Raw genomic sequence first — 22,145 nt, 5'->3', positions numbered from 1 at the left:
CGGACTGAATGGGGAGGGGGTGAGAGAGGTGGAATGCCCATCATGTCGGGCCAAAAATCCGGATCGTGCGAACTTCTGCAAGTCGTGCGGTACAAAGCTAAAAGAAGTGTGCGACTGCTGGATAAAAAAAGAGCCATATAACTGCGGGCAGGAGAAGTGCCCTGGTTACAGGCTCTTTGTGGTGGAGAAGTCAAAGACCTAATTGACTTTTTGCAAGCTCACATCCGAAATCAATGGCGAATTGGCGCAGACCTTCTGCTGTGAATTGCCCGACGGAGAGCAAGGCTTTTTTGAAACGAACTACTGCGACTTGTGTTTTTGGAGTTTCTGAAACAATGTCTGAAAGTGAAGCAGTCAGTTTGCTACGTTGTAGATCGTCAAGTTGCTCTTCTTCCTCAAGTAATTCAGCAACGGCATCCATGGCGGATTTTGTCCACGGATAAGGGGACCCGCAATTTTTACAAAATGCGGCTCTTTCATATTTTGGATTTCCAAGTACAGCGCCACCGTATGACCACGTTCTTATAAACTCTCCGCATGATGGGCATTTATCAATCATTTCCGCTCCGCATTTTTCACAAAATTCTTTTCCATCTATCGGAGCCCTTGTGATAAGTACATGCCCGTTTGTGCAGATATGGGCGCATCTATCCATAAAATCACCTCCCTTCTCCACCAGTATACCACGACAGGAAACGGAGGTAAATATGAAGGAAGCGGCCAATAAAATGACCAGAAAGGAGGAAACCATGAAGAAGCAAGAGACCCCACCTATCGGGGAGAAGGAGATCCTATCACATTCAAATGTGCCGGTTTATCTGGCGGCTCAGTTCATCGGATGGTCCACACCCACGCTGTACCGGGCGCTCCAGGAGCAGAGGGCACCCTTTGGCTTTGGGGTACAGAATCAGGAAACTGGAAGCTGGGCCTATAACATCTCGCCAGGGCTGTTGGTAAAGTACAAACGGGGAGACCTTCCTACTTACAAGCTTCGGGAGGTGGAGGAGCTGGCGGTGGATGGGATTGAGCGAATCGTAAACGAAAGACTATCCGGCTTACAGACTATTTTGAGTGCGGCTTTGTCAGCAACAAAATAATTGCCCCCACCCGTGGTAGCGCACGGATGAGGGCGGAAGAACAGGACACGTCCTAGTACCTTGTATTTTAGCATGGTGCGGGACGGAATACAAGGAGGAAAGTTATGAAGTATGAAGAATATCAGTCTATGCTGGACGGGCTTGGTTATCGGATGAGGGAAGTTGTGCTAAAAGATGTGGCCAACGACCCGGAGTTAAATATAGAGCAGAAAGTCACGTTGGCCAAATTGCAATACTAATCTGGAGCAAATCTAAAGGAAGTGCCATATGAAAGATAATGAAATAAAATCAGTCCGACCTCGTGGAACAGACAGCGCAAAGGTAATTCAAGTTATTGTTACAAAGTCTTTAGAGGGCATTGGAACAGAGGAAGATCCTTGCAAAATTCAAACACGATATTGGAGTTTAGACGGAATCTTGCTGGCAACCAGTTCCTGACTTACGTTCAGCCTCTTTTTCATCGGCTAGTTTAGATATTTCGTCGAGAAGCTGCTCTTCATCATTTCTGGCAATATACCATTTTTCAATCAAAAGCTCGATCAATTTGAGGAGTTTTTTTGCTTCACCAGGGTCAACATCAATGATTAGTTCTACATCTTTTTCCATATGTGCCCCAATGTTTCCAATTTTTCGGAGTCCATCTATCGCCTTCCACTGAGTAGGAGATACCTTTCCTTTGAGCGATGTAATCTCCGCGTTCAAGTTTTTCTCCTTAATATCCCAAAAATCATGGATCATGCCCTGTAAGCAACGACGTGCCAATGTAGCGGATGCCTTTGGACTTAAGTCTACTATGGATACGGCTTCTTCATAATCAGATCGAATTGCCTCTGGAACATATTCAGGAAGAAAGATTGCCATAGACGGGGGGTAGGAAAAACTGAATTTCATATTTTTGTTTTTCCAATACGGAGACATTTTAATGGAGGTTTTCCCGCAGTTTGGGCAAATGCTGAAATCAATTTGAACAGCATTGGTTATAGCATCTGCTTCACTCATTCCTTCTAGATCTGCACTACCATGTGAAGGATAGTAGGTTGTGTTGATATCTCCGTTGTCAAAACAAGTGTGATTGCAGTATGGGCAAAGATAACCCATAAAAACACCGCCTTTCGCCCACATTCTACCATATCACGGCGAAAGGAACAACAAAAAAACGCCCCATCAGGTGTTGAGACCACCTGACGAGGCTGGCAAACCTAACTGACCACACCAATTAGGCTTGATGGATATATCATACTAGAACAAACGTTCTCTGTCAAGCCGGAAAGGAAAATTTTATGAAAAAAACACTTGACGAGAACGACAGCATTAAGGACCTTGGGACGCAGAGCCGGAATTCCAGGAGGCACATGAACAATCTGGAACGGGATCATTATGGAGTTGATGTGCCGGAGCTGCTTAAAACGGTTCGGAATTTAGCTGAGGTCGTGGCGAGAATCCTGGACCGGGAGGACAGAAATGAAAACTCCAAATGAGACAGTCCGCCGTATCACACAGCGGGCTATGGAGCGGCACCGGCTGTCGCAAAGGGGCCTTGCCCATGAGATCGGATGCGGCGATGGCTCTATTGCAAAGCTACTGGACGAGCAGGAGGTACGCCTTACTCAAGAGCAGTGGTTCTATTTGATGACACTGGGAGGAATCAGAATTGTTTGAGTTTTTATCCGTGGTGTGCATGGTGTGCATCGTGATCTGTACCGCCCTCGCTGTGGCGGAATTTATGGAAAAGAGGCGGAAGAAGTGAAAAAGTATGAGTTGACATCTGAAACGAAGGTCTTCCTTGGGAAAACCTTATACCGCATCAAAGCTCTGGTTCAGTTTGGAAATGTAAATGCTGGCGATCTAGGTGGCTGGATTGAGAAGGAGGAAAATTTGAGTCAGTCCGGCAACGCCTGGGTGTACGGCGACGCCAGGGTGTACGGCGACGCCGAGGTGTCCGGCGACGCCAGGGTGTACGGCAACGCCGAGGTGTACGGCAACGCCAGGGTGTACGGCAACGCCAGGGTGTACGGCAACGCCGAGGTGTACGGCAACGCCAGGGTGTACGGCAACGCCGAGGTGTACGGCAACGCCAGGGTGTCCGGCGACGCCAGGGTGTACGGCAACGCCGAGGTGTACGGCAACGCCAGGGTGTACGGCAACGCCGAGGTGTGTAAGATAGGTGCTGTCTTTTGGATCGGAGCTATTGGCTCTCGCAACGATACCACCACCTTTTTCCAGTGTAAAGACGGAAAGATCCGTGTTTCCTGTGGGCGCTTTTTTGGGGATCTGGAGGAGTTTACCGCAAAAGTAAAACAGACCCACGGAGATAACGAACATGGCCGAGTTTATATGCTCGCTATTGAGATGGCAAAGGCCAGGATTGGAGATGGAGATAGTGAAGACACGGAATGAGCGCCGACAACAGAGACAGGAGCGGTTTTGGACCGGGATGGTGATCCTCTTTGGGTGCCTGGTGTTCTGGCTGGGTGCCGCCGTAGGGATACAGGTGGCGGGGCTATGAACCGGGGGCCTTCATTCAAAGTAGGGCCCACGCCAAGAGATGTAAATATGGAAGAAAGCGTTTCTGAATGTGAAAAGTGCCGGGGAGAGATCTACACAGGCGGACTTCGGTTTTTCTGGGCTGGGAGATGGCTCTGCCCAAACTGCTTCAGATATGCTGTGCGTAAGGTTTTATGGGAAAACCCGGAACAAATTGCCCTGGAGATGGGCGTAGAGGTGGAACGGTATGAGTAAATGTACATATTCCTGCATTGATGCGGAACACAACACTTGGAGCGGAGCCTGCGGATTCCTTACGCAGTTTGAGGCAGACGGCCCCCAGGAAAACGGATGGGATTCCTGCCCCCGCTGTGGGCGGGAGATTGTACAGGAGGATTGATGATGGAGGCGCTAATCCAGGTCAAGCAGCTCCCTGTTATTGAGGAGCATCTGCGCTCCATGAAGGAAGCGGTGGACAAGCGGGTAGAGGAAGCACTCTCCCTTGTCTGTACAGAGGAAACGGTTCAGTCCGTAAAAAATATCCGGGCCGACCTGAATAAAGAGTTTCAGGTCTTGGAGGAGCAGCGGAAAGAGGTAAAGAAAGCTGTCCTCGGCCCCTATGAACAGTTTGAGGCGGTCTATAAGGAGTGCGTCAGTGACGCTTACCGCTGGGCGGACTTGGAGCTAAAAAAGAAAATCAACGATACTGAGAACGAGATCAAGAAGCGCTGTGAGGACAGTTTGCGTGAGTATTTTGACGAACTTTGCGCGGCCGAAAGAGTAGATTTCGTCCGGTATGAGCAGGCCGGTATTGTTGTGGATATGGCATCCGCCAAGCAGAAAACGCCCAAGAAACTGCGGGAAAAGTTGGCGGATTTCGTGGCCGGGATTTCACGCAGTATGGAGCTTATCTCCGGCATGGACGGCGCCGAGGAGATCATGGTGGAGTTCAAGCGGACGCTGGACGCTCCGTCGGCCATTACTACGGTCCAGGAGCGCCACCGGCGCATCGAGGCGGAGAGGGAGGCCCAGGCGCTCCGGGAAGCGCAAAGGGCACGGGAAGCTGAGGCAGTGGCGAGGGTAGAAGCCGCCGCACCTCAGATCGTGGAGCCGCCCAGAGAGGAAAGGCGCATTAGAAAGCTGAATATTTTAGCCTATGATGTTCCGGTTTCCGTAGCGAAGAGAATTAAAGAAATTTTAGACCAGGAGGGAATCCGTTATGAATAACGAAGTTAGAAATACATCCGCTATTGCCGAGTTTGAGGATAAAACACCAGCCCAGCGCAGAGTAGGCGCGGAACTGGCAGCCAGCCGGGAGGCGCAGGAGGTCCAGGTTGCTATGGTGGCCGCCAAGCGGTTTCCACGGGATGCGGTGGAGGCGTACAACCGTATTCTTCTGGATTGCCAGAGGACAAGTTTAGCAGAAAAGGCGATGTATGAGTTTCCTCGCGGTGGGCAGGTGGTGACCGGCCCCTCCATTCACTTGGCCAAGACCTTGGCCAGAGGCTGGGGAAACATTGACAGCGGATTCAAAGTGCTGGAGCAGACGGCCAAAGAGTCCACGGTTATGGCCTACTGCTGGGACCTGGAGACCAACTACCGGGAGACAAAAGTGTTCACCGTCCCGCATATCCGAGAGACGAAGAAAGGGGCCTATCCCCTGACCGACCCGCGGGACATTTATGAGATGGTTGCGAATCAAGCGGCCCGGCGGGAGCGCTCCTGTATCTTGTCTGTCATCCCTGGGGATGTGGTGGACGCGGCGGTCGGCCAATGCAACGCTACGCTTGCGGGGAAGAGCAAAATGCCTCTGGTTGACATGGTGCGGGCGCTGGTCAAGAACTTCCAGGAGCAGTACGGAGTGACAGCGGAAATGTTGGAAGCTTACATTGGATGCAAAAAGGAAGCATTTTCCCATCAGAGTGTTGTCCGCCTGAAGAACGTGTACAACACCCTGCGTGATGGCTCCGCCAGCGTGGAGCAGTATTTTGATATGTCCCAGGCATCCGCTTCTAGCGAAAAATTGTATGAGACCCAGGAGACGCCGCAGAACACCGCCCCCGACGAGGAGCAGGTGAGCCTGAATGACCTATAACATTATCTCCACCGGCTCAAAGGGCAACGCTGTGGTTATCAATGACAGAATTCTCATCGACATCGGGGTGCCATTCAAAGCGTTGGAGCCGGTCAAGAAGGACCTGCGGCTGGTACTGCTGACGCACCAACATTCGGACCATTTCAATCCCCGGACGGTGCGGTCGCTCCATAAGGAGCGCCCCACCCTCCGCTGGGGCTGCTGTGAGTGGATGGTCGGGCCGCTTCTGGAGGCCGGTGTGGACAAACGGCGGATTGATGTGCTGGAGCCCGGTAAGGAATGCCGCTATCCGTCTTTATGGGTTTCGGTTCTTCCAGAGCGGCTGACTCACAATGTTCCAAATTGCGGCTATCACATTACAGCCGAGGAGGAGCGCCTTTTCTATGCTACGGATACTGGCACTCTGGACGGCGTAGAGGCCAAGGGCTATGACTGGTATTTCATCGAGGCCAACCACACCAGAGCCGAGCTGGAGGCCCGTATGGAGGCCAAGAGAGCCGCTGGGGAGTTCTCATATGAGTGGGCGGCGGCACAGAATCATTTAAGCAGGGAACAGGCCGAGGACTGGCTTTATCAGCAGATGGGGCCGAACAGCCGATACATATTCCTGCACCAGCATCAAGAGAAAATAGATTTGGGGGGCGGAAAGAAATGACACAGACAGAGAAGGTCCTTCGGCACCTGGAGGAGTTTGGTAGTATTACGCCTCTGGAGGCACTGGACCAGTACGGTATTATGAGGCTTGGCGCCCGGATATGGGACCTACGCCATATGGGTAGGGCTATCCGCTCTGAAGATGTGAGGGGCCAGAACCGCTTCGGAGAGCCAACCAGGTACGCACGATACATCATGGACAACAAATAACCTGGAGGAAACTGATCCGTGATAACTGAGAGGAGGCGGTGAGATGGCAGGACGGCCCAAGGAGGGCATTGAGTTCTCTGGATGGGCCACCGACGTTTTTGACGATCCGAAGATAGACAAGCTGATAGACGGCCAGGGTGTGGCCGGATTCGCTATCTACTTCTATCTTTGCCAAAGGGCTTTCGGGCTCCATGGATACTACTTGGACTGGACCTGCGATGAAGCCGCAAGCGTCGCCAGACGCATCGGCGGTGGAGTTGGGTCAAAGGCGGTCACGAATACCGTCGGGCTGTGCTTACGTATTGGCTTGTTTGAAAACACGCTGTACGAGAGGCATGGAATACTGACAAGTCGGGGTATTCAGCGGAGTTTTGTTCCGGCGCTGAAGAAGCGCCGCGTAAAGTCTGTCATAGCCGATTACTGGCTTTTGGACGCCGACGAAAGCGCCGGTGTGGTTCTCATACCCAAAAACAGCAGATAAGGACTATTTGTCGCTTGCAAATGCCCATTTGCTCCATGCAAATGACATATAGGAATAGGATAGGTATAGGGATAGGATAGGTAGTTCTATAGATAGCACTCAAAAGACTATACCCTCTACTACTAACGGGGGTGATGCTGCGTTCTACTGAAAGTCTATCTATAGAAGTACAGGGAGCATGACCGAGCAGCAGCCCAGCAGAAAAGAGAGTGAGGTCATCATGACAGAAAAAGATATAGACGGACTGTTCGGTTTATTGTCTGTTTATTTCCCCAACAATCCAAAAACAAAAGACAAAACACTGAAAAACGCATGGCTTTTGGTTTTGGAGGAGTATGGCCCAGAGGAAGTAAAACTGGCCCTGAAGCAATTTTTGAGGGAGAGCAAAAACTTTCCCTTTGTGCAGGAGATCGCCATGAGATGCCCCAGAAGGACAACGGCGGGGGAACGAAATATATTGCCAGGGCAGTCCGAACAAGAGCACATGGAGCGAGCGAGGAAATGGCAGGCAGAGTGGCATGAGGAACTGCATAAGCTGGGACTTCCAACAATGCGTGAGGCTCTGGAGCAGGGCATGAGCCTGGCACAGTGGAACAAGGCGCTAAAGGAGGGTGGAGCATGGGACTGACAGGAGCGGACCTGGCTCGGCTGGGACCTTCGGCTCAACGGCAGGTGCTTGAAAAGCTGGGAAATCAGGCTGCGGCAAAGGAGAGCAAATACCACAATGAGCCGGACAGCCGGGGCAAGCTGCGCTTTGACAGCAAAAAAGAGGCCCGGCGATACGATGAATTGTTAGTATTGCTCCGTTCTGGGAAAATACGTGACCTTCGCCTCCAGAGGCAGTACACGCTCCAGGAGAGCTACATCACGCCGGAGGGCGAGCGGGTCCGAGCTATCCGCTATGTGGCGGATTTTTCCTACGAGCGGCCCACTATGCCGGATCAGAACGGTACTGTTCACTGGGTGCCAGTGGTGGAGGATGTCAAGAGCAGAGCCACCAGGACGGCTCAATACGAGATAAAAAAGAAGCTCCTGCTGGAGCGATTCGGGATCTCAATCAAAGAAGTCTGAGGAACCAGGAGAAAAATAAGATGAATACTGCAACGACGAACCATATGGACGATATTAAGCGTGCCCTGTTGGGCGACCACGGGGCGGCCAGACGGCTGACGGAGGCGGGGGTGCTGCTGGCGTGTATGTGCGGCGGTGAGGCTGATTGCAACTGTAATGGCTTGATGCAAGGCGGAAGTTTCAAGTGGGCGGTTGAATGTCTTAAATGTGGACTCATTCTTGGCCCGTTTGAGACAGAAAAAGAAGCAGAAGCACAATGGAACACCCGCGCGCCGATCCTGAGCGCGGAGGAAATTCAAAAATTGGAGGAGAACACATGAAATCTGCAAGGATTTACACCAATGACCTGAACCGGCTAATTGCGGCTACCAAGTCTTTTGTGAGTGATAGTAATCATCGACCCTGCAGCCAGTACATCAAATTGGAGTTTCATGCGGCAGACAATCAGGTCGTGGCAATGGCCGTTGACGGATATCGGATGTCTGTAGAACATTCCGTTATCAGTGATTGCGACGAGGACTTTGTGGCATTCATCAAGAGTAATACCAAACTCCCCAATAAGCAGTATGCAACCATCTCTCTGACCGAGGACGGGAAAGAAGCTGTAATCCGGTGCGGTGGGTTCTCGTTCGGATATATCCAGCCGCAGGACAGCGGGTTTGAATGGGAAAAGGCAATCCCAACCAGCGAGGTAAAGTATCGAATTGGCTTCAATGGGAATTACCTTCTGTCTGCATTGCAAGCGGCGAAAGTCTCTGCTGACGGCAGTTTTAGGCAGCCGGTCATTTTAGAATTTCGCAGCAATATTGAGCCGATTCTTCTCCGTACCAACAAGGAGGACATTAAAATGGTTCTTCCTGTTCGTATCAAGGAAGATTGAGCGGCGGAGATGGAGATGCTGGATGAAACTACTTGAATTATTTGCAGGAACACGCTCTGTAAGTAAGGCGTTTGAAAAGAGGGGCCATCAGACGTATAGCATAGAGTGGGACAAGTCATTCCCGGATATCAGCCTTTATGCAGATGTACTGACTGTGACGGCAGACCAGATCCTGCGAGACTTTGGGCGACCAGATGTGATATGGGCGAGTCCAGATTGCAGTACATACAGTATCGCAGCGATCTCCCATCACCGAAGGAAAGAAGAAAACGGAAACCTTGCTGCGGTCAGCGATTACGCAAAGTTCTGCGACCGAGTAAACCTTCACGTTCATGGGCTTATCATGACACTCTCGCCTCGTCTTTGGTTTATAGAAAACCCAAGGGGCGGGATGCGAAAGATGGAGTGGATGCAGGGTCTGCCGAGATACACTGTCACTTACTGCCAATATGGAGATACTCGAATGAAACCTACCGATATCTGGAGCAACTATCCAGACCCCCAATTTAAGCCTCCATGCCACAATGGAGACCCTTGCCATATAAGCGCACCACGAGGTGCAAAAACTGGGACACAGGGTCTAAAAGGGGGCCGGGAGCGTGCAGTGATACCAGAAGCACTTTGCGACCACATTGTTGATATATGTGAGATGGAGATGCTGGAGGCGCTGAAAGATGCGGATTGAGCGCAAACGGTATGTAGTTATGCGACGGAACCGAACCGAGGTTTGGTGTGGCCTTTCCAAACATTTTAGTTTTCGCCCGATTACAGAAGTGAAAGATGTTTCTGTCAAGACATATCGCTCTGAAGCACAAGCCAGAAGCGGATGTTCTTCATGGGACAGAGATTTTGAGGTCGTTCCAGTAATCGAGATGATTGCGACTGAGGAGGCGCTGAAAGATGGCAAGGGCGATTAAGCAAGGACAGCATATTTTTATAGCGTTCCAAGATGGGGAAGCTGTTCTGGATAGTCAACTTCGTCCCAGAATGTACAAAAGCAGGGAGCAGTTTGAGAAATCATTCCCTGCATGGCGAGATGGCAAAGCGGAGCTTGTTGAGTATGCGCCCACCCTCACCCCGCCGAACGAGTGGGTGAGCGTGGAGGAAAGACTGCCAGAAAAGAAGCAGGATGTGCTCATGCTCTTTAAGAGCGGGAACATGGCGGTTGGTTGGTGGCATGATGTAGATGAGCACGTCACATTTTGGTGTGCTTATACAGATGACGGATTTTACACTGATTGCGACGATATGCCGGTATACTGGATGCCCCTCCCCGCGCCGCCTGACCGCCGCCCGCCGGAGGGAGAAGCCGATGGAGGAAAATAAGCCGTGGTGGGTATCAACAAAAGATTTTCTCCCAGATGAAGGGGAAAAGGTTTTAATCATCACAAAGTTTGGAGTTGTGCAGGACTCGGCACTTAGAACCTATCTCCCGACCGGGCGGCAAAAAATCTGGCCTGTGTTATTCTCACCAGACGCATATAAACCCAATGAGGATGTGAAATGGTGGATGCCAATACCAGAGGATGGCTGGCATGACATCAAAGAGGAAACTCCGATGGAGGGCGATATTGCCCTTACAATGGGGATGTATGGTCGAATTTTCAGCGGAGTTTGGAAAAAACCGTGCGGAGCCACGGAGTTTATGTTCATGCCCTATGTGTGGGATGTTTTTTTCTGGCACGAGATGCCGGAACTGCCGCGAGGAGTAAAACTGTTTTAGCCGGAGGGAGAGGAAGACCTATGATGGACGTGGAAGATGAATTTCCAAAATGTGCAAACGCTGTGAGGCAGGCCGCCGACGCTCTCTCCACGCTTCAGACCGAAAACGAGAAGCTGCGGGCGGAGTTGGAGCAGGTGAAGCGGGAACGAGATGCGGCAATACATGACATGCGACAATTCTCGATTGATTGGTGGGAATCTGCCAATGGATTTCCTTGTATGTACTGTAAATACCAACTTTCGGATGGGAATTGCAAATGGAAAATGGAACATAAAGGCGAAAAAGATGGGTGCTTTGCCCGTCAGTTTAAATGGCGCGGCCCGAAGGAGGACTGACATGAAGCGGCTGACATACTTTGACGGCGGGAAATGGCGGCTCAAAATTGGCGATATGGAATACAGCGGAAAAGCCGTTGACCGCCTCCACGAGCTAGCCAAGGCGGATAAGGAGGACGGCACGGAATGAATACACCTATGATGAATTTTATTCATACACCGTACGGCTACTGCTACTACGATTTAGACAAGCCAGTTTCGGACGGTGGGACATACCTCATTTTTGGGCTGTTTGTATACCCGGAATACAGAAGAAATGGTCATTCAAAGCGGATGTTGCAATTCCTGATTGATGAAATCAGAGGTACTGGATATTCCGGGCCAATTTACGTTAAAGCTAAACCGGAAGGAAATAGCATAAAAGTTGATACGCTGTCTATGTACTATCGTCAAATGGGACTTACAGTTTTAACGGAAGTTGCAACAGACTTGCAACAAATTTGCAACGAGGGAGAGCTGGAAGCCCAGGCCGCACTACGGAGGGAGCAGGATGAAAAAGGAGGAGACTCAGAATGATATTTTTCGCTGGCATGGATTTCTTTCTGGCGGCACTGAATGTTTATTACGGGATAAACGGAACTGGCAATACTGCGCTGAATTGGGCCGCAGCAGTTTTTGTTTTTGGGATAGGACTTATTCAAATTGCGTTTTACATTATAAAGGCTCTTGATGAGATTTTCCGAGGACACATGGAAAAGAACAAGAAGGTCAATCATGAGCAGTGAACTATGGCTTGGCTATGTGGCCGGTGCGCTGACATTTGGCTGGCTGCTGCCGTGGATAGGAAGGAAAATCAAATGAAGTTTCGGAACCCTGAGACGGGGGAAGTGTTTGACGATGTAGACGTCACTCTTGATTCCGCTTTTGATTGCGACTGCTGCAATCCGGGGACGTGCCCCGTTGGAAAGGCAGCGTTTATTTCTGGATATTCCTGCTGCGATTACGTTGAAAAACACCCCCACGAAGCCGCCTGCCTGATGGGCTTCGAGGTGGTGGAGGATGAACAATTTCGTGAGGTCACGAAAATGATGAAGGAGGCCAACATGAAAGAAAAATGCCCTATTTGTGATTATGATATTGAGCACTGCCAGTGCCTTTTCGGCGGGTCTGCCCATCCGGACAGAAGTAAAAAGCAGGATGTAGTAAAAGACCATCTATATCTTTTCTCTGATGAGCAAGTAAAGCACATTATTAAGCTTGAAAGATTTTGGGAAATAAGCTATTTGGACAAAGAAAAAAAGAAAATCATGGCGGAACTGAAAAAAGAGTATCCAAAAATTCAGGTGCCGGTATCATCGAAGGAGGCCAACATGGACAAGCCGAGAATTTGTGATGTGCTAGGGGTTAACGTGGACGAGGAATTTGAATTTGATTTTGATAGCAATCAGGTAAGCAGAGGAACGATGAAAATCGGCGCGGATGGATTACGGTACTACAAGGACAAAAAAGATTGGTTCCAATGTTGGAATGAAGAGGACTTAATATATATTATCAACCACCCCGACCGCATCATCCGCAAGCCCCGCTTCACCCAGCAGGAGGTGGAATTTGCGAGACTGTTCAATGCTGCTTGCAAGAATGTTGTATGGATACAAAGAAATGATGAAAAAACGCTCGTATGGGTAGTGGAATACAGCAACGAGGAATACAGGCTGCCATTCAGGCTGTTTCCGAGCATCCAGCCCGGACAGTCCTACACCCTTGACGAGATCATCGGAGGTGCGGAATGAACGAAGTTATCATTACCAGTACATGGGAACATGAAGATGACCAGCAAGCCAAAGCAGACGCAGGAAAGCCTCGCCCCACGCTTACTCCTGTTAGTCTAATCGATGCTGTGACAGCGGTCCGCATGTACGGGAACGAAAAGTATCACGACCCGGAGAACTGGCGGCAGGTGGAGCCGCAACGTTACCGAGATGCGCTCTACCGGCACTGGCTGGCCTATCTCAAAGGGGAGAAAATAGACCTGGAAAGCGGGCTTCCTCACTTATGGCATCTGGCTACAAATGCGGCGTTTTTGATTGAGATGGAGGGCAAACAATGAGAGAAATCCTTTTCAAAGCCAAGCGGCTGGATAGTAGAGATTGGGTAGAGGGATTCTTTTGGAAAGACATATGGGGTGACGGAGAATCCTGCTATATTCTCTACGACGGAGAAGATTACGAGGTCGACCCCTCCACGTGTTGCGAGTGGACGGGCCTCATTGATAAGAATGGTACAAAGGTGTTTGAGGGCGACAAGATATTTGATCCGCACGAAAATATAATTTTTGTAGTGGAGCATGATCCGCTGGAAACTGGGTTCACCTTGAGAGATAAAATTGGACGGTATGTAGGTGTTTGTCGGGTGTCGTATAGTGAAGTCATCGGCTCCATCCACGACGGGGAGGGCGGACAGCATGAGGAGGGATAGTAATTGACCAGCCAAGGAATAGAAAACTTCCTCTCCTATCTACGAGAGACCGAGCAAAGATACCACATGGCTGAAGCGGACGAGCAGGAGGCAAATAATGAGACTCAGGATATCCTACATAGCTTGGAGCTTCAGGACCATGACTATCACGATTTTGCTCGCCTATCAAAGGAGCTGAGAGAAGTACGCCAGAAACGACGGGCCGCAAAGGACACTATGAGTGAGGCGGCCCCGGTGCTTGATTGGATAGACCAAAACCGCCCAACAATCAAAAACCTTGAACGACTCCTGGGTGATGTGCGGAAAGCTGAGAAGAGCACTGCCAATCGGATCTATACACCCAGGGCGAGGAGGGATAGCAATGCCTAAACCAAGCGCAACCCTCGCCCGTATCAAGACAGAAGCGGAGGCCAAGTATAACGCCCTTTTCCGGTTAAAAATGGACATGCTGATGCAGATGGGACAAGATGCTGCTATGATCGCCGCTCACGAAGTCCTCCAGCTTGGCCCCGGCAGGTCTGAGGCTTTCCGCACCGCATACATAGAGGCTATGAACGGTATGGCACGGATGGTCTGTGAGGATCAGCAGGACGATAGCGAGTTCGTCTATGCCAAAGCAAAGATTGACGAGCAGATCAGGGCCATTGTTGGAGATGACCTGTTTAAACCCTGGGAGGAGAGATATGGTCGAAATCTGTAACAAGGAGAAAACTTGCGTCTACTGGCGAGGTATCAATAATTCCAAGGATGCGCCCTTTTGCAACCATCTATTAGATACCGGATGCCGTAGAGTGGGAGACGTGGACCACTGTGAATCCAAGGAAATAGGAAAGCGGAGAAAAAGAGTATCCTTTGACTGCCCTCTGGAACAGCAGGGATTATAAGGATGGTGATAGGATGGACGAGTTTCCAGAGCGGCTAAGAAGGTTAAGGGAGTCTATGAGGCCGGTCAGGAGCATGACGGTTACATCACAGCTAATGGGTCTGCACCATGATATGTTGAGGCGGTATGAGCGTGGAGAAGTAGAGCCATCAATGGACGCATTATATAAGATTGCTGATTATTACGGTGTCAGCACAGATTACTTGATGGGTCGAACGAACTTCCCGTTTGTGCATAGACTGTAATCTTTTATCATCTCAAAAAAATAAGAAAATATCTCCCACAAAAGTGGGAGGCAAAGCCGACGATTATGCGACAATGGGAGTGTGGGAGCGTATGCCCCTGCGCTCCCATTCGCTTCTTCTATTTCCTCCTCAACCCAGGCGCTTGCCGGGGTACATACGCCGCACGAGCGCATCAGCCCACACATCCGGGCCGGAGGGTTGCGCCCTCCATGCGGCAACATCGCCCTTTACGGGCATTATACAATGCGCTCCAAAGGCCACGGAGCTGACTGTGGAAAGACACTATACCGGAGGCTTACAGTGCCTAATTATGCACCGGAGAAGGGTAAAGGGCACCCGCCTGTCATAGAGGCGGAAGCGGTGGCAGCTATGACCTGCCCCGGCGCTATCCCGCTGAAAACTGCATGTTGTGGTGTGACAATCTAAGCGGGAAGCGCACATACGCCGCTCCTCGCCTCGTGAGGCGGGCGGTGGCACCAGCGGCGCAAGGCCGAACAGAATTTCTTGGCGAAAGGCAAGTGAGCAAAGCCGAAAACTCACAACATACCCCGGAAGGGGTATATATGCCGCGCCTCGTTGCGGGAGACGGGGGCGGGACCGGAAGGTGGTGAGCCCATTGTGGCGAAAGGCAAATATCAACGGTGGCTGGAGCCGGATGGGCTTCTGCTGCTTGAAGGATGGGCACGGGATGGGCTGACAGTTGAACAGATCGCCCACAATATGGGGATTACTGCAAAAACATTATATGAGTGGAAAAATGCTCATAGTGAGATTTGTGAGGCCCTAAAAAAAGGAAAAGAAGTCGTTGACTACCAGGTTGAAAACGCTCTGCTGGCATCTGCATTGGATGGTAACACCACGGCACAGATTTTTTGGCTGAAAAACAGACGGCCGGACAGGTGGAGGGACAAGCCCATCGAAAAAACAAGTGAGGATATGGAAGTCAAGGTGGTCATAGATGTCTGAGGTGCGCTTATCTACTGTACTTGGTCCCGCATTTCATTTGCTGGCCCGTGATGTATTTCAGCACGGACATACACACTACGACCTGTCCGGCGGCCGAGGCTCACTGAAATCCTCCTGTGTGTCCTTACTAGTTCCGCTGCTGCTGATAAACAACCCAGGGACTCACGCCCTTGTGCTCCGAAAGGTAGCTAATACGATTCGAGACAGTGTATACGCACAATATCTCTGGGGCATTGGAGAGCTTGGAATGGCAGAATACTGGGATGCAAAGGTGCAGCCTATGGAACTGATTTATAGGCCAACCGGACAGAAAATTATGTTCCGGGGCGCGGATGATCCCATGAAAATCAAGTCTATCAAGGTTCCCTTTGGCTATATCGCCGTCACCCATTTTGAGGAGAAAGATCAGTTTGCTGGTCGGGCTGAGATCCGAACTATACTGCAATCTACCATGAGAGGTGGGTCGAAGTTCTGGAATTTTGAGAGCTACAATCCACCAATCAGCCGGGATAACTGGGCCAACAAGGACAGTTTGGAGGAGCGGGTGGACAGGCTGTGCCACAAGAGTACATACCTTGAGGCCCCGCCAGAGTGGCTGGGAGCGCAGTTCATGGCGGAAGCCGAGCACCTGAAAGCCACAGATGAGCGGGCGTACCGTCATGAATATCTAGGTGAAGCTGTTGGAACTGGCGGGAACGTATTCGAAAACCTTGAACTGCGGGAGATAACAGACAAAGAGATTGCGTCTTTTGACAAGATTTATCAAGGCGTGGACTGGGGCTGGTTTCCTGACCCCTTTGCCTTTATCCGCCTCCACTATGATCGGGCCAGAGAGACGATTTATCTGATGGACGAGATATACCAAAATAAGCTGACCAACGAGGCGAGCGGGAAGTTGATTCTTTCCAAAGGGTACAAGGACGCTTACATTACCTGCGACAGCGCAGAGCCTAAATCATCAGCAGACTACCGGGCGATGGGGCTCCCAGCCAAAGAAGCAATTAAAGGCTCTGGGAGTGTAGAGTACGGCATGAAATGGCTCCAGAGGCGGAAGATTGTCATTGACCGCAGAAGAACGCCAAATGCATACAACGAGTTTGTGAATTATGAGTATGAGCGAAATAAGGACGGAGAAATTATCAGCGGTTATCCTGATGAGAACAATCACCTGATTGACGCTACTAGATATGCCCTAGAGAGAGTATTCCGAAGGATGGGAATAACGGCATGAATATTACAGAAAAACTGAAAGAGCTTGGTTACTCCACGGTGCCGGAGGAGTTTTACACAAAAGTGCAGGAGTGGAAGTCTTGGTATGTGGGCGACGTAAAGGGATTCCACAGGTACAAGGTCCACAACGGGGCTAGTGTGGTTCGGTGCAAGCGGTACACTCTCAATATGGGCAAGAAAATCCCGGAGGATTGGGCGAACCTACTTATGAACGAACGGGTTGAAATCACCCTGGAGGGCCAGCGGGAGCAGGACTTCATTGACCGTGTGTTCACCGAAAACAATTTCCTGGTCAAAGCAAATGAGATGCAGGAAAAGGCGTTTGCCCTTGGAACAGTAGCCTTTATCCCCAGGGTTGTGGGCATGGAGGCCACGGAAGAAGGGCCTGTCCCCGGAAGCGCCGACGGAATTGTGATGGACTATGTGACCGTAGAGCACATTTGGCCGCTGGCATGGCGGAATGGAATCATTACAGAGTGCGCTTTTGACAGCATCGTTACCATCAATGGAGAGGATTACTGCTACCTCCAGATCCACCACAAGGTCGACGGCCTGTACGACATTGAGAACCGGCTCTACAGATACCGGAACAACAATGTGGATGCGGAAGTTTTACTGGCTGATGTGTCAGGCTTTGAGCGGGTTCCACAGGTGGTACATACTGGGTCGGACCGTCGGCAGTTTGTCATTGACCGGCCCAACATCGCCAACAACTACGACGATAATATTCCTCTTGGCATCTCTGTGTTTGCCAACGCCATCGATGTACTCAAGGGCGTGGACGTGGCTTATGACAGCTATGTAAACGAGTTCATCCTGGGGAAAAAGCGTATCATGGTAAAGCCATCAGCTACAAAGGACCTGGATGGAGAGCCGTTTTTCGACCCAGACGACCTGACATATTATGTGCTCCCGGAGGATACGGACAATAACGGGATCATCACCCCCATCGATATGACCCTTCGGACGCAGGAGCACAATACAGGAATCCAGGACCAGCTCAATTTGCTGTCCAGCAAGTGCGGCTTCGGAGAGAATCATTACAGATTCGACCAGGGTAGCGTGGCCACAGCGACGCAGGTCATCAGCGAAAACAGCACCATGTTCCGTACGATCAAGAAACATGAAATCATTCTGGAGCAGGTATTGACCGAGCTGTGCCGGATCATTCTCCGCCTGGGAAACACGGCCATGAATGCCGGACTGAATGAGGACGCAGAAGTCACCATTGATTTCGATGATAGTATCATCGAGGACAAGACAACAGAGCGCAATAATGACCGCCAAGACCTTGCGGCGGGCATCATGAACGACTGGGAGTACCGCATGAAGTGGTACAACGAGGACGAGGCCACGGCAAAGAAGATGCTTCCAAAGATGGAGGATATGACAGACGAGGAGGAAGAGGAGATTGAATGAGATATCCATTCACCCCGGAACTTCTCGATGCCCTCCCGGAAGAGATGGCCGAGCTGTATCGCAGTCTGGAGGCGACCCTCCTTGACGAGATATGCTCCCGGCTGAAACTGGCTGGCGAGTTGAACGAGGTCACGGTGCAGGACATCCGGGCGCTTCGCTCCCACGGCATCAGCCTGGAGGAAATCGAAAAGGCCATCCAACGCACCGCCAACATCAGCCAGCGGGACCTTAAAAAGCTGCTGGACGACGTAGTAGAGCGTAACCAGCGGTACTACCGAGAGGTCATAGACCTTGCGGGGGTGACTGCACCTGAAATGCTTGTGAGTGTCACCGAGATTGCCGCCATCATGGCACAGGCACAGCGGGAGGTTGGAAACCTAACCCACTCCATGGGATTTCTGGTGGACAATGGGCGGACGATGCTGAAGCCTGGAAAAGCCTATCAATGGGCGCTGGACAATGCGGAGATGCAGATCACGAGCGGGGCCATCTCTTACAATCAGGCCATCAAAAGCGCCGTCAAACAGCTTGCGGACAGCGGTATCAAGATCGTGGATTACGAGAGCGGACACCGAGACCAAATTGACGTGGCTGCCCGTCGTGCAGTGATGACAGGCGTATCCCAGCTCTGTGCCAAGTACACGGAGCAGAGCGCAGAGTATCTGGAAACACCTTACTTTGAAGTGTCCGCCCACATCGGGGCACGGGATAAGGGTGTCGGCTGGCAGAACCACAAGCTATGGCAGGGCCGTGTGTACTCTGTCAGATCCGGGGACAAGTATCCGAACATCTACGAGGTGTGCGGCCTTGGTTATGTGGATGGACTGGAAGGAGCCAACTGCCGTCATATCAGGACTGCATTTGTGGATGGTGTGATGGAGCGCACATACACCGATGAGGAGCTGGCCCACATCGACGATGGCCACGACGTTGACTTTGAAGGAAAGCACTATACAGCCTATGAGGCCACCCAGAAGCAGCGGCAGATCGAGCGGACTGTCCGCAAGCTGAAACGGGAACAGGCGGCATACAAGGCCGCAGGACTGGAAGAGGACGCTCAATCGGTGACAGCCCGCATTCGGCGGCTAAACGCAGAATATAAGTCGTTCAGCGAGGCGGCGGGGCTGCCGTTGCAGCGGGAGCGGATGAAGGTTACTTATACCGATGTGGCATCTGAGCAAATGGCATCAGCCCTCAAAATACAGCGCGATGCGGAAGCACCGATCAGGCAGGCAATCCAAAGCGGTGGGTATCCGTTGGAAATCAATCCAGAGAAACAAGCGCGGCATATGGCTGGTATGGCTATACCGGGTAGAAGTGTAATAACGGTTTCTATGGAGGAGTTACAAGCCATCATAAACGCAAAGGCAGGTAGCGGGAAAATCAATTTTACAGATGATTTTAAAAAGTGGAAAAATACAGAAATTATTGATGCCGGAAGAGAGATTGGATATACAATCAATAGAAACGGTGATATAATAATTGCAAGAAGCATCAAAATCCATTATAGCAAAAGCGGAACTCATGGCGTTCCATTTTCGGGGAGGTGGAAAAAATGATAATTGAAAATCCTGAGATTTACTTCGGAAAGAAAATTAAAGTTTTTTCCACAAGCGGACGCGAAACGGTTGGGGAGCTCTATGGGTATGATTACGACTTTGACGATGATGGAAATGAGTTTCTGGAGTTCGATGTAGAGAATGAAAACGGTTTACTGATTGGATTTACGGAGGACGAAATTGAACGCATCGATATTATTGGATGATAAAGCGAAATGCGTAATCGAAGCACTTCTATCCAAAGGCAGCCGTGTTGAGTTGATTCCCGTGAAGAACGGTGTTAAAATCATACATATCAAGCGGGAGGAAGTGAGAATGTGAGCGATTGGTGGAAGGACTTTTGCGAGAATGCCAATCAAAAGCGAGTGGCTGACCTAATCCGAGAAAATGAGCGATTAAAGACGGAATGTGCTTCTATTGATTTATCAAAAATAAGGATAGAAATTTCGGAATATCCGAAATCAAATGAACATTGCTCCCTCCTCTAAGCGTTGAGGCGGAAGACCCGAGCGTGGGTAACTACTGAGATTTTCTTGGTAGTTGCCCACGCTTTTTCTTTTGTATCCATGCCGAGAGGCGTAAAACCGCAGGGCGACGGCCCTGACAATAAACGGAGGTATTTATGAGCGAACCTATCAATAACCCTACCCCGGCCCCTGTGCCGGAGCCCGCCCCTGAGAAAACCTTCACTCAGGCGGAAGTGGATGCCATGATTGGCAAGCGGCTTGCAAAAGCCATGAAGGGGATGCCCAGCGAGGAAGAACTGACTGCCTACCGCACTTGGCAAACTGGACAGGCTGGTGAGAAAGAACGCTGGGATAAGCTGACCGGCGAGCGGGACACCCTCTCCGGCAAACTGACTGCCGCGGAAAGCGAGCGGGACCAGTTGAAACGGGAACTGTACGTTCTGAAGAAGGGTCTGACCGGCGAGGAGGCGGAGTTTATCGCCTTCAAGGCTGGGAAGATGGTGGACGATAAGACCACCTTTGAGCAGGCTGTGGATTCCCTGACCGCTGACCGCAAAAAGACCACTTTTGACTGGACAGCTCCTGTGGGTGGCGGAAGCTCCAAAACAGGAGAAAACGACCTGATGAATGCCCTGATTCGGGGCGCACTGAAATGAAAGGAGAACCTAAATGGCTGTTGATATTATTGATAGAAGTAAACTTTCCGGGCTTATCCCTGAACCTGTGACCCGTGAGATCATCCAGGGAGCCGTAACAGAGTCCGCCGTGCTGCGGATGGCCCGGCGGCTGCCCAACATGACCAGTAAGACCCAGACCCTTAACGTGCTGGACGCACTGCCCACCGCCTACTTTGTGAACGGCGAGGCTACGACTGGAGCGTCTGACTCCAAGGCATCCCTCAAAAAGACCACCAACATGGCGTGGGACAAGAAGAAAATCTACGCCGAGGAGATCGCCGTCATCGTCCCCATCCCAGAGGCGGTGCTGGATGACAGCGGCTACGATATCTGGAGCCAGGTACGGCCCCGCCTACAGGAAGCATTCGGCAAGGTCATCGACGCCGCCATCCTGTACGGCACGGACAAGCCCACCTCCTGGCGTGAGGGCTTGGTTCCTTCGGCTACTACTGCAAACGCTGTTGTGACTGCTACCAGCGATATTTTCAAGGACATCATGGGTGAGGGCGGTGTGATCGCCAAAGTGGAGGAGAGCGGCTATATCCCCAACGGCGTGATGGCTGCTATCCAGATGCGGGCCAAGCTGCGCGGCCTGGTGGATAAGAACGGTCAGCCCATTTTCAAAACCGACATGCAGGGTGACACCCGCTACGCGCTGGATGGTATGTCCATGTACTTCCCTGTCAACGGCGCATTTGACCCGGAGGAATCCCTGGCCATTGTGGGCGACTGGAGCCAGTTGGTCTATGCCATCCGGCAGGATATGACCTTCAAGATCTTTGACAGCGGTGTGGTGCAGGACCCCACTACCGGAAACATCCTTTATAACCTGATGCAGAATGACATGGTGGCTCTCCGTGCCGTCATGCGGCTGGGCTGGGAGATCCCCAATCCCATCAACGCCTATAATGCGGGGCTGGAGAACGCCTTCCCTTTTGCTGTCTACGAGCCAGCGGGGGGTTAAGCGCGCGCCTCTCGGGGCTGACGATTGGCGCGCTGACACTCACTCCGTCGTTTGACCCAGATGCGACGGAGTATACAGCCAACACGACAAACGCCACCAACACCATCACCGCAACGCCGGAGGATGACGAGGCGACAGTAACCATCTTGAATGGCGAAACGCCCGTAAGCAATGGCGCGGCGGCTACCTGGGCGGAGGGGGCAAACACAGTTACTATCACGGTGAAAAACGGGGCGGCGCAGAAGGTTTACACCGCTACCGTCACGAAATCAACCTGAAAGAAGGCTCTG

The 22,145-nt window shown here is 51.2% G+C and carries 41 protein-coding genes; 39 read left to right on the top strand and 2 right to left on the bottom strand.

The annotated features are described in order from the left end of the window. The first annotated feature begins 19 nt into the window (after positions 1-19). Complete coding sequence (locus tag WKS99_RS13525) at positions 20-202, top strand: zinc-ribbon domain-containing protein (protein WP_445297954.1); 183 nt, start codon at positions 20-22, stop codon at positions 200-202. On the opposite strand, the gene WKS99_RS09890 is transcribed toward WKS99_RS13525, so the two are convergent. Further along, the gene (locus WKS99_RS09890; protein ID WP_262669590.1) at positions 191-655 is read right to left on the bottom strand and encodes a DUF2321 domain-containing protein; all 465 of its coding nucleotides are present in this window, start codon (positions 653-655) and stop codon (positions 191-193) included. The two genes, WKS99_RS13525 and WKS99_RS09890, sit on opposite strands and share 12 nt — an antisense overlap. Positions 656-749: 94 nt before the next feature. Here WKS99_RS09890 and WKS99_RS09885 point away from each other — a divergent pair, with 94 nt between their 5' ends. Beyond that, positions 750-1,097 carry a hypothetical protein gene (locus WKS99_RS09885; protein ID WP_262669591.1) on the top strand — a complete coding sequence of 116 codons (348 nt, stop codon included), beginning with the start codon at positions 750-752 and terminating at the stop codon, positions 1,095-1,097. A gap of 104 nt (positions 1,098-1,201) precedes the next feature. Beyond that, positions 1,202-1,336 (top strand): hypothetical protein, encoded by a 135-nt coding sequence (locus WKS99_RS09880; protein ID WP_262669592.1) that lies wholly within the window; start codon positions 1,202-1,204, stop codon positions 1,334-1,336. A gap of 166 nt (positions 1,337-1,502) precedes the next feature. On the opposite strand, the gene WKS99_RS09875 is transcribed toward WKS99_RS09880, so the two are convergent. Next, positions 1,503-2,195, bottom strand: coding sequence for a DUF4145 domain-containing protein (locus WKS99_RS09875; RefSeq protein ID WP_262669593.1), 693 nt, complete (start codon positions 2,193-2,195; stop codon positions 1,503-1,505). A gap of 182 nt (positions 2,196-2,377) precedes the next feature. Here WKS99_RS09875 and WKS99_RS09870 point away from each other — a divergent pair, with 182 nt between their 5' ends. The 36 genes from WKS99_RS09870 to WKS99_RS13520 all read left to right on the top strand — a co-directional run bounded on the left by WKS99_RS09870 (position 2,378) and on the right by WKS99_RS13520 (position 22,133). Continuing rightward, complete coding sequence (locus WKS99_RS09870) at positions 2,378-2,575, top strand: hypothetical protein (protein WP_340405875.1); 198 nt, start codon at positions 2,378-2,380, stop codon at positions 2,573-2,575. Then, complete coding sequence (locus WKS99_RS09865) at positions 2,559-2,756, top strand: hypothetical protein (protein ID WP_340405874.1); 198 nt, start codon at positions 2,559-2,561, stop codon at positions 2,754-2,756. The genes WKS99_RS09870 and WKS99_RS09865 overlap by 17 nt, the downstream gene beginning before the upstream one ends. 84 nt (positions 2,757-2,840) lie before the next feature. Continuing rightward, positions 2,841-3,494, top strand: a complete 654-nt coding sequence (locus tag WKS99_RS09860; protein ID WP_340405873.1) for a polymer-forming cytoskeletal protein — start codon at positions 2,841-2,843, stop codon at positions 3,492-3,494. Beyond that, entirely contained in the window at positions 3,478-3,603 is a 126-nt protein-coding gene (locus tag WKS99_RS09855) for a hypothetical protein (protein WP_340405872.1), read from the top strand. Before WKS99_RS09860 ends, WKS99_RS09855 begins: the two co-directional genes overlap by 17 nt. A gap of 225 nt (positions 3,604-3,828) precedes the next feature. Beyond that, positions 3,829-3,981: a hypothetical protein gene (locus tag WKS99_RS09850; protein WP_262669596.1), complete on the top strand. Its 153-nt coding sequence runs from the start codon at positions 3,829-3,831 to the stop codon at positions 3,979-3,981. Between the two features lie 2 nt (positions 3,982-3,983). Continuing rightward, the gene (locus WKS99_RS09845) at positions 3,984-4,808 is read left to right on the top strand and encodes a DUF1351 domain-containing protein (protein WP_340405871.1); all 825 of its coding nucleotides are present in this window, start codon (positions 3,984-3,986) and stop codon (positions 4,806-4,808) included. Continuing rightward, positions 4,801-5,676: a hypothetical protein gene (locus WKS99_RS09840; RefSeq protein ID WP_340405870.1), complete on the top strand. Its 876-nt coding sequence runs from the start codon at positions 4,801-4,803 to the stop codon at positions 5,674-5,676. Before WKS99_RS09845 ends, WKS99_RS09840 begins: the two co-directional genes overlap by 8 nt. After that, positions 5,666-6,331: an MBL fold metallo-hydrolase gene (locus WKS99_RS09835; RefSeq protein ID WP_340405869.1), complete on the top strand. Its 666-nt coding sequence runs from the start codon at positions 5,666-5,668 to the stop codon at positions 6,329-6,331. The genes WKS99_RS09840 and WKS99_RS09835 overlap by 11 nt, the downstream gene beginning before the upstream one ends. Then, complete coding sequence (locus tag WKS99_RS09830) at positions 6,328-6,540, top strand: helix-turn-helix domain-containing protein (protein ID WP_262669600.1); 213 nt, start codon at positions 6,328-6,330, stop codon at positions 6,538-6,540. Before WKS99_RS09835 ends, WKS99_RS09830 begins: the two co-directional genes overlap by 4 nt. 43 nt (positions 6,541-6,583) lie before the next feature. Beyond that, entirely contained in the window at positions 6,584-7,021 is a 438-nt protein-coding gene (locus tag WKS99_RS09825) for a DUF4373 domain-containing protein (protein WP_262669601.1), read from the top strand. A 178-nt stretch (positions 7,022-7,199) separates the two neighbouring features. Continuing rightward, entirely contained in the window at positions 7,200-7,649 is a 450-nt protein-coding gene (locus WKS99_RS09820) for a hypothetical protein (RefSeq protein ID WP_340405868.1), read from the top strand. Beyond that, a complete protein-coding gene (locus WKS99_RS09815) occupies positions 7,640-8,092 on the top strand; it encodes a DUF1064 domain-containing protein (RefSeq protein ID WP_340405867.1) in 453 nt (150 codons plus the stop codon). Before WKS99_RS09820 ends, WKS99_RS09815 begins: the two co-directional genes overlap by 10 nt. A gap of 20 nt (positions 8,093-8,112) precedes the next feature. Beyond that, the gene (locus WKS99_RS09810) at positions 8,113-8,412 is read left to right on the top strand and encodes a hypothetical protein (protein ID WP_340405866.1); all 300 of its coding nucleotides are present in this window, start codon (positions 8,113-8,115) and stop codon (positions 8,410-8,412) included. After that, positions 8,409-8,972 (top strand): hypothetical protein, encoded by a 564-nt coding sequence (locus WKS99_RS09805; protein WP_340405865.1) that lies wholly within the window; start codon positions 8,409-8,411, stop codon positions 8,970-8,972. The genes WKS99_RS09810 and WKS99_RS09805 overlap by 4 nt, the downstream gene beginning before the upstream one ends. 22 nt (positions 8,973-8,994) lie before the next feature. Then, a complete protein-coding gene (locus tag WKS99_RS09800) occupies positions 8,995-9,657 on the top strand; it encodes a DNA cytosine methyltransferase (protein ID WP_340405864.1) in 663 nt (220 codons plus the stop codon). After that, positions 9,647-9,889, top strand: a complete 243-nt coding sequence (locus tag WKS99_RS09795) for a hypothetical protein (protein ID WP_340405863.1) — start codon at positions 9,647-9,649, stop codon at positions 9,887-9,889. Before WKS99_RS09800 ends, WKS99_RS09795 begins: the two co-directional genes overlap by 11 nt. Beyond that, complete coding sequence (locus tag WKS99_RS09790; protein ID WP_340405862.1) at positions 9,873-10,298, top strand: DUF551 domain-containing protein; 426 nt, start codon at positions 9,873-9,875, stop codon at positions 10,296-10,298. Before WKS99_RS09795 ends, WKS99_RS09790 begins: the two co-directional genes overlap by 17 nt. Then, positions 10,285-10,695 (top strand): DUF551 domain-containing protein, encoded by a 411-nt coding sequence (locus WKS99_RS09785; RefSeq protein WP_340405861.1) that lies wholly within the window; start codon positions 10,285-10,287, stop codon positions 10,693-10,695. Before WKS99_RS09790 ends, WKS99_RS09785 begins: the two co-directional genes overlap by 14 nt. A 20-nt stretch (positions 10,696-10,715) precedes the next feature. Then, positions 10,716-11,030 (top strand): hypothetical protein, encoded by a 315-nt coding sequence (locus WKS99_RS09780; RefSeq protein ID WP_340405860.1) that lies wholly within the window; start codon positions 10,716-10,718, stop codon positions 11,028-11,030. Between the two features lies 1 nt (position 11,031). Then, entirely contained in the window at positions 11,032-11,160 is a 129-nt protein-coding gene (locus tag WKS99_RS09775; RefSeq protein WP_340405859.1) for a hypothetical protein, read from the top strand. After that, positions 11,157-11,546, top strand: coding sequence for a GNAT family N-acetyltransferase (locus tag WKS99_RS09770; RefSeq protein ID WP_340405858.1), 390 nt, complete (start codon positions 11,157-11,159; stop codon positions 11,544-11,546). Before WKS99_RS09775 ends, WKS99_RS09770 begins: the two co-directional genes overlap by 4 nt. Next, on the top strand, positions 11,543-11,755 hold the full coding sequence (locus WKS99_RS09765) for a hypothetical protein (protein WP_340405857.1): 213 nt from the start codon (positions 11,543-11,545) through the stop codon (positions 11,753-11,755). Before WKS99_RS09770 ends, WKS99_RS09765 begins: the two co-directional genes overlap by 4 nt. A 72-nt stretch (positions 11,756-11,827) precedes the next feature. Further along, the gene (locus tag WKS99_RS09760) at positions 11,828-12,760 is read left to right on the top strand and encodes a hypothetical protein (protein WP_340405856.1); all 933 of its coding nucleotides are present in this window, start codon (positions 11,828-11,830) and stop codon (positions 12,758-12,760) included. Continuing rightward, positions 12,757-13,077 (top strand): dATP/dGTP diphosphohydrolase domain-containing protein, encoded by a 321-nt coding sequence (locus WKS99_RS09755; protein ID WP_340405855.1) that lies wholly within the window; start codon positions 12,757-12,759, stop codon positions 13,075-13,077. The genes WKS99_RS09760 and WKS99_RS09755 overlap by 4 nt, the downstream gene beginning before the upstream one ends. Further along, a complete protein-coding gene (locus tag WKS99_RS09750) occupies positions 13,074-13,445 on the top strand; it encodes a YopX family protein (RefSeq protein ID WP_340405854.1) in 372 nt (123 codons plus the stop codon). The genes WKS99_RS09755 and WKS99_RS09750 overlap by 4 nt, the downstream gene beginning before the upstream one ends. Before the next feature lie 3 nt (positions 13,446-13,448). Then, complete coding sequence (locus WKS99_RS09745) at positions 13,449-13,814, top strand: hypothetical protein (RefSeq protein WP_340405853.1); 366 nt, start codon at positions 13,449-13,451, stop codon at positions 13,812-13,814. After that, entirely contained in the window at positions 13,807-14,145 is a 339-nt protein-coding gene (locus tag WKS99_RS09740; RefSeq protein WP_340405852.1) for a hypothetical protein, read from the top strand. Before WKS99_RS09745 ends, WKS99_RS09740 begins: the two co-directional genes overlap by 8 nt. Before the next feature lie 197 nt (positions 14,146-14,342). Further along, entirely contained in the window at positions 14,343-14,573 is a 231-nt protein-coding gene (locus WKS99_RS09735) for a helix-turn-helix domain-containing protein (protein ID WP_340405851.1), read from the top strand. Between the two features lie 618 nt (positions 14,574-15,191). Continuing rightward, the gene (locus WKS99_RS09730) at positions 15,192-15,539 is read left to right on the top strand and encodes a transposase (protein ID WP_108979855.1); all 348 of its coding nucleotides are present in this window, start codon (positions 15,192-15,194) and stop codon (positions 15,537-15,539) included. Then, positions 15,532-16,770 carry a PBSX family phage terminase large subunit gene (locus WKS99_RS09725; protein WP_340405850.1) on the top strand — a complete coding sequence of 413 codons (1,239 nt, stop codon included), beginning with the start codon at positions 15,532-15,534 and terminating at the stop codon, positions 16,768-16,770. Before WKS99_RS09730 ends, WKS99_RS09725 begins: the two co-directional genes overlap by 8 nt. Continuing rightward, a complete protein-coding gene (locus WKS99_RS09720; RefSeq protein WP_340405849.1) occupies positions 16,767-18,188 on the top strand; it encodes a phage portal protein in 1,422 nt (473 codons plus the stop codon). Before WKS99_RS09725 ends, WKS99_RS09720 begins: the two co-directional genes overlap by 4 nt. Then, on the top strand, positions 18,185-19,747 hold the full coding sequence (locus WKS99_RS09715) for a phage minor capsid protein (protein ID WP_340405848.1): 1,563 nt from the start codon (positions 18,185-18,187) through the stop codon (positions 19,745-19,747). The genes WKS99_RS09720 and WKS99_RS09715 overlap by 4 nt, the downstream gene beginning before the upstream one ends. Beyond that, entirely contained in the window at positions 19,744-19,953 is a 210-nt protein-coding gene (locus WKS99_RS09710) for a hypothetical protein (protein ID WP_340405847.1), read from the top strand. Before WKS99_RS09715 ends, WKS99_RS09710 begins: the two co-directional genes overlap by 4 nt. A gap of 416 nt (positions 19,954-20,369) precedes the next feature. Continuing rightward, the gene (locus WKS99_RS09705; protein WP_340405846.1) at positions 20,370-20,870 is read left to right on the top strand and encodes a hypothetical protein; all 501 of its coding nucleotides are present in this window, start codon (positions 20,370-20,372) and stop codon (positions 20,868-20,870) included. Positions 20,871-20,883: 13 nt separating this feature from the next. Continuing rightward, positions 20,884-21,855 carry a phage major capsid protein gene (locus WKS99_RS09700; RefSeq protein ID WP_340405845.1) on the top strand — a complete coding sequence of 324 codons (972 nt, stop codon included), beginning with the start codon at positions 20,884-20,886 and terminating at the stop codon, positions 21,853-21,855. A 17-nt stretch (positions 21,856-21,872) separates the two neighbouring features. Next, on the top strand, positions 21,873-22,133 hold the full coding sequence (locus WKS99_RS13520) for a cadherin-like beta sandwich domain-containing protein (protein WP_186853471.1): 261 nt from the start codon (positions 21,873-21,875) through the stop codon (positions 22,131-22,133). Positions 22,134-22,145: the final 12 nt, after the last annotated feature.

The organism is Flintibacter sp. HCN-6482 (assembly GCF_037892565.1).
GTDB lineage: Bacteria > Bacillota > Clostridia > Oscillospirales > Oscillospiraceae > Lawsonibacter > Lawsonibacter aceti.
Note: the sequence above shows the minus strand (reverse complement) of the source record. Positions and strands in the feature narration are given on the sequence as shown.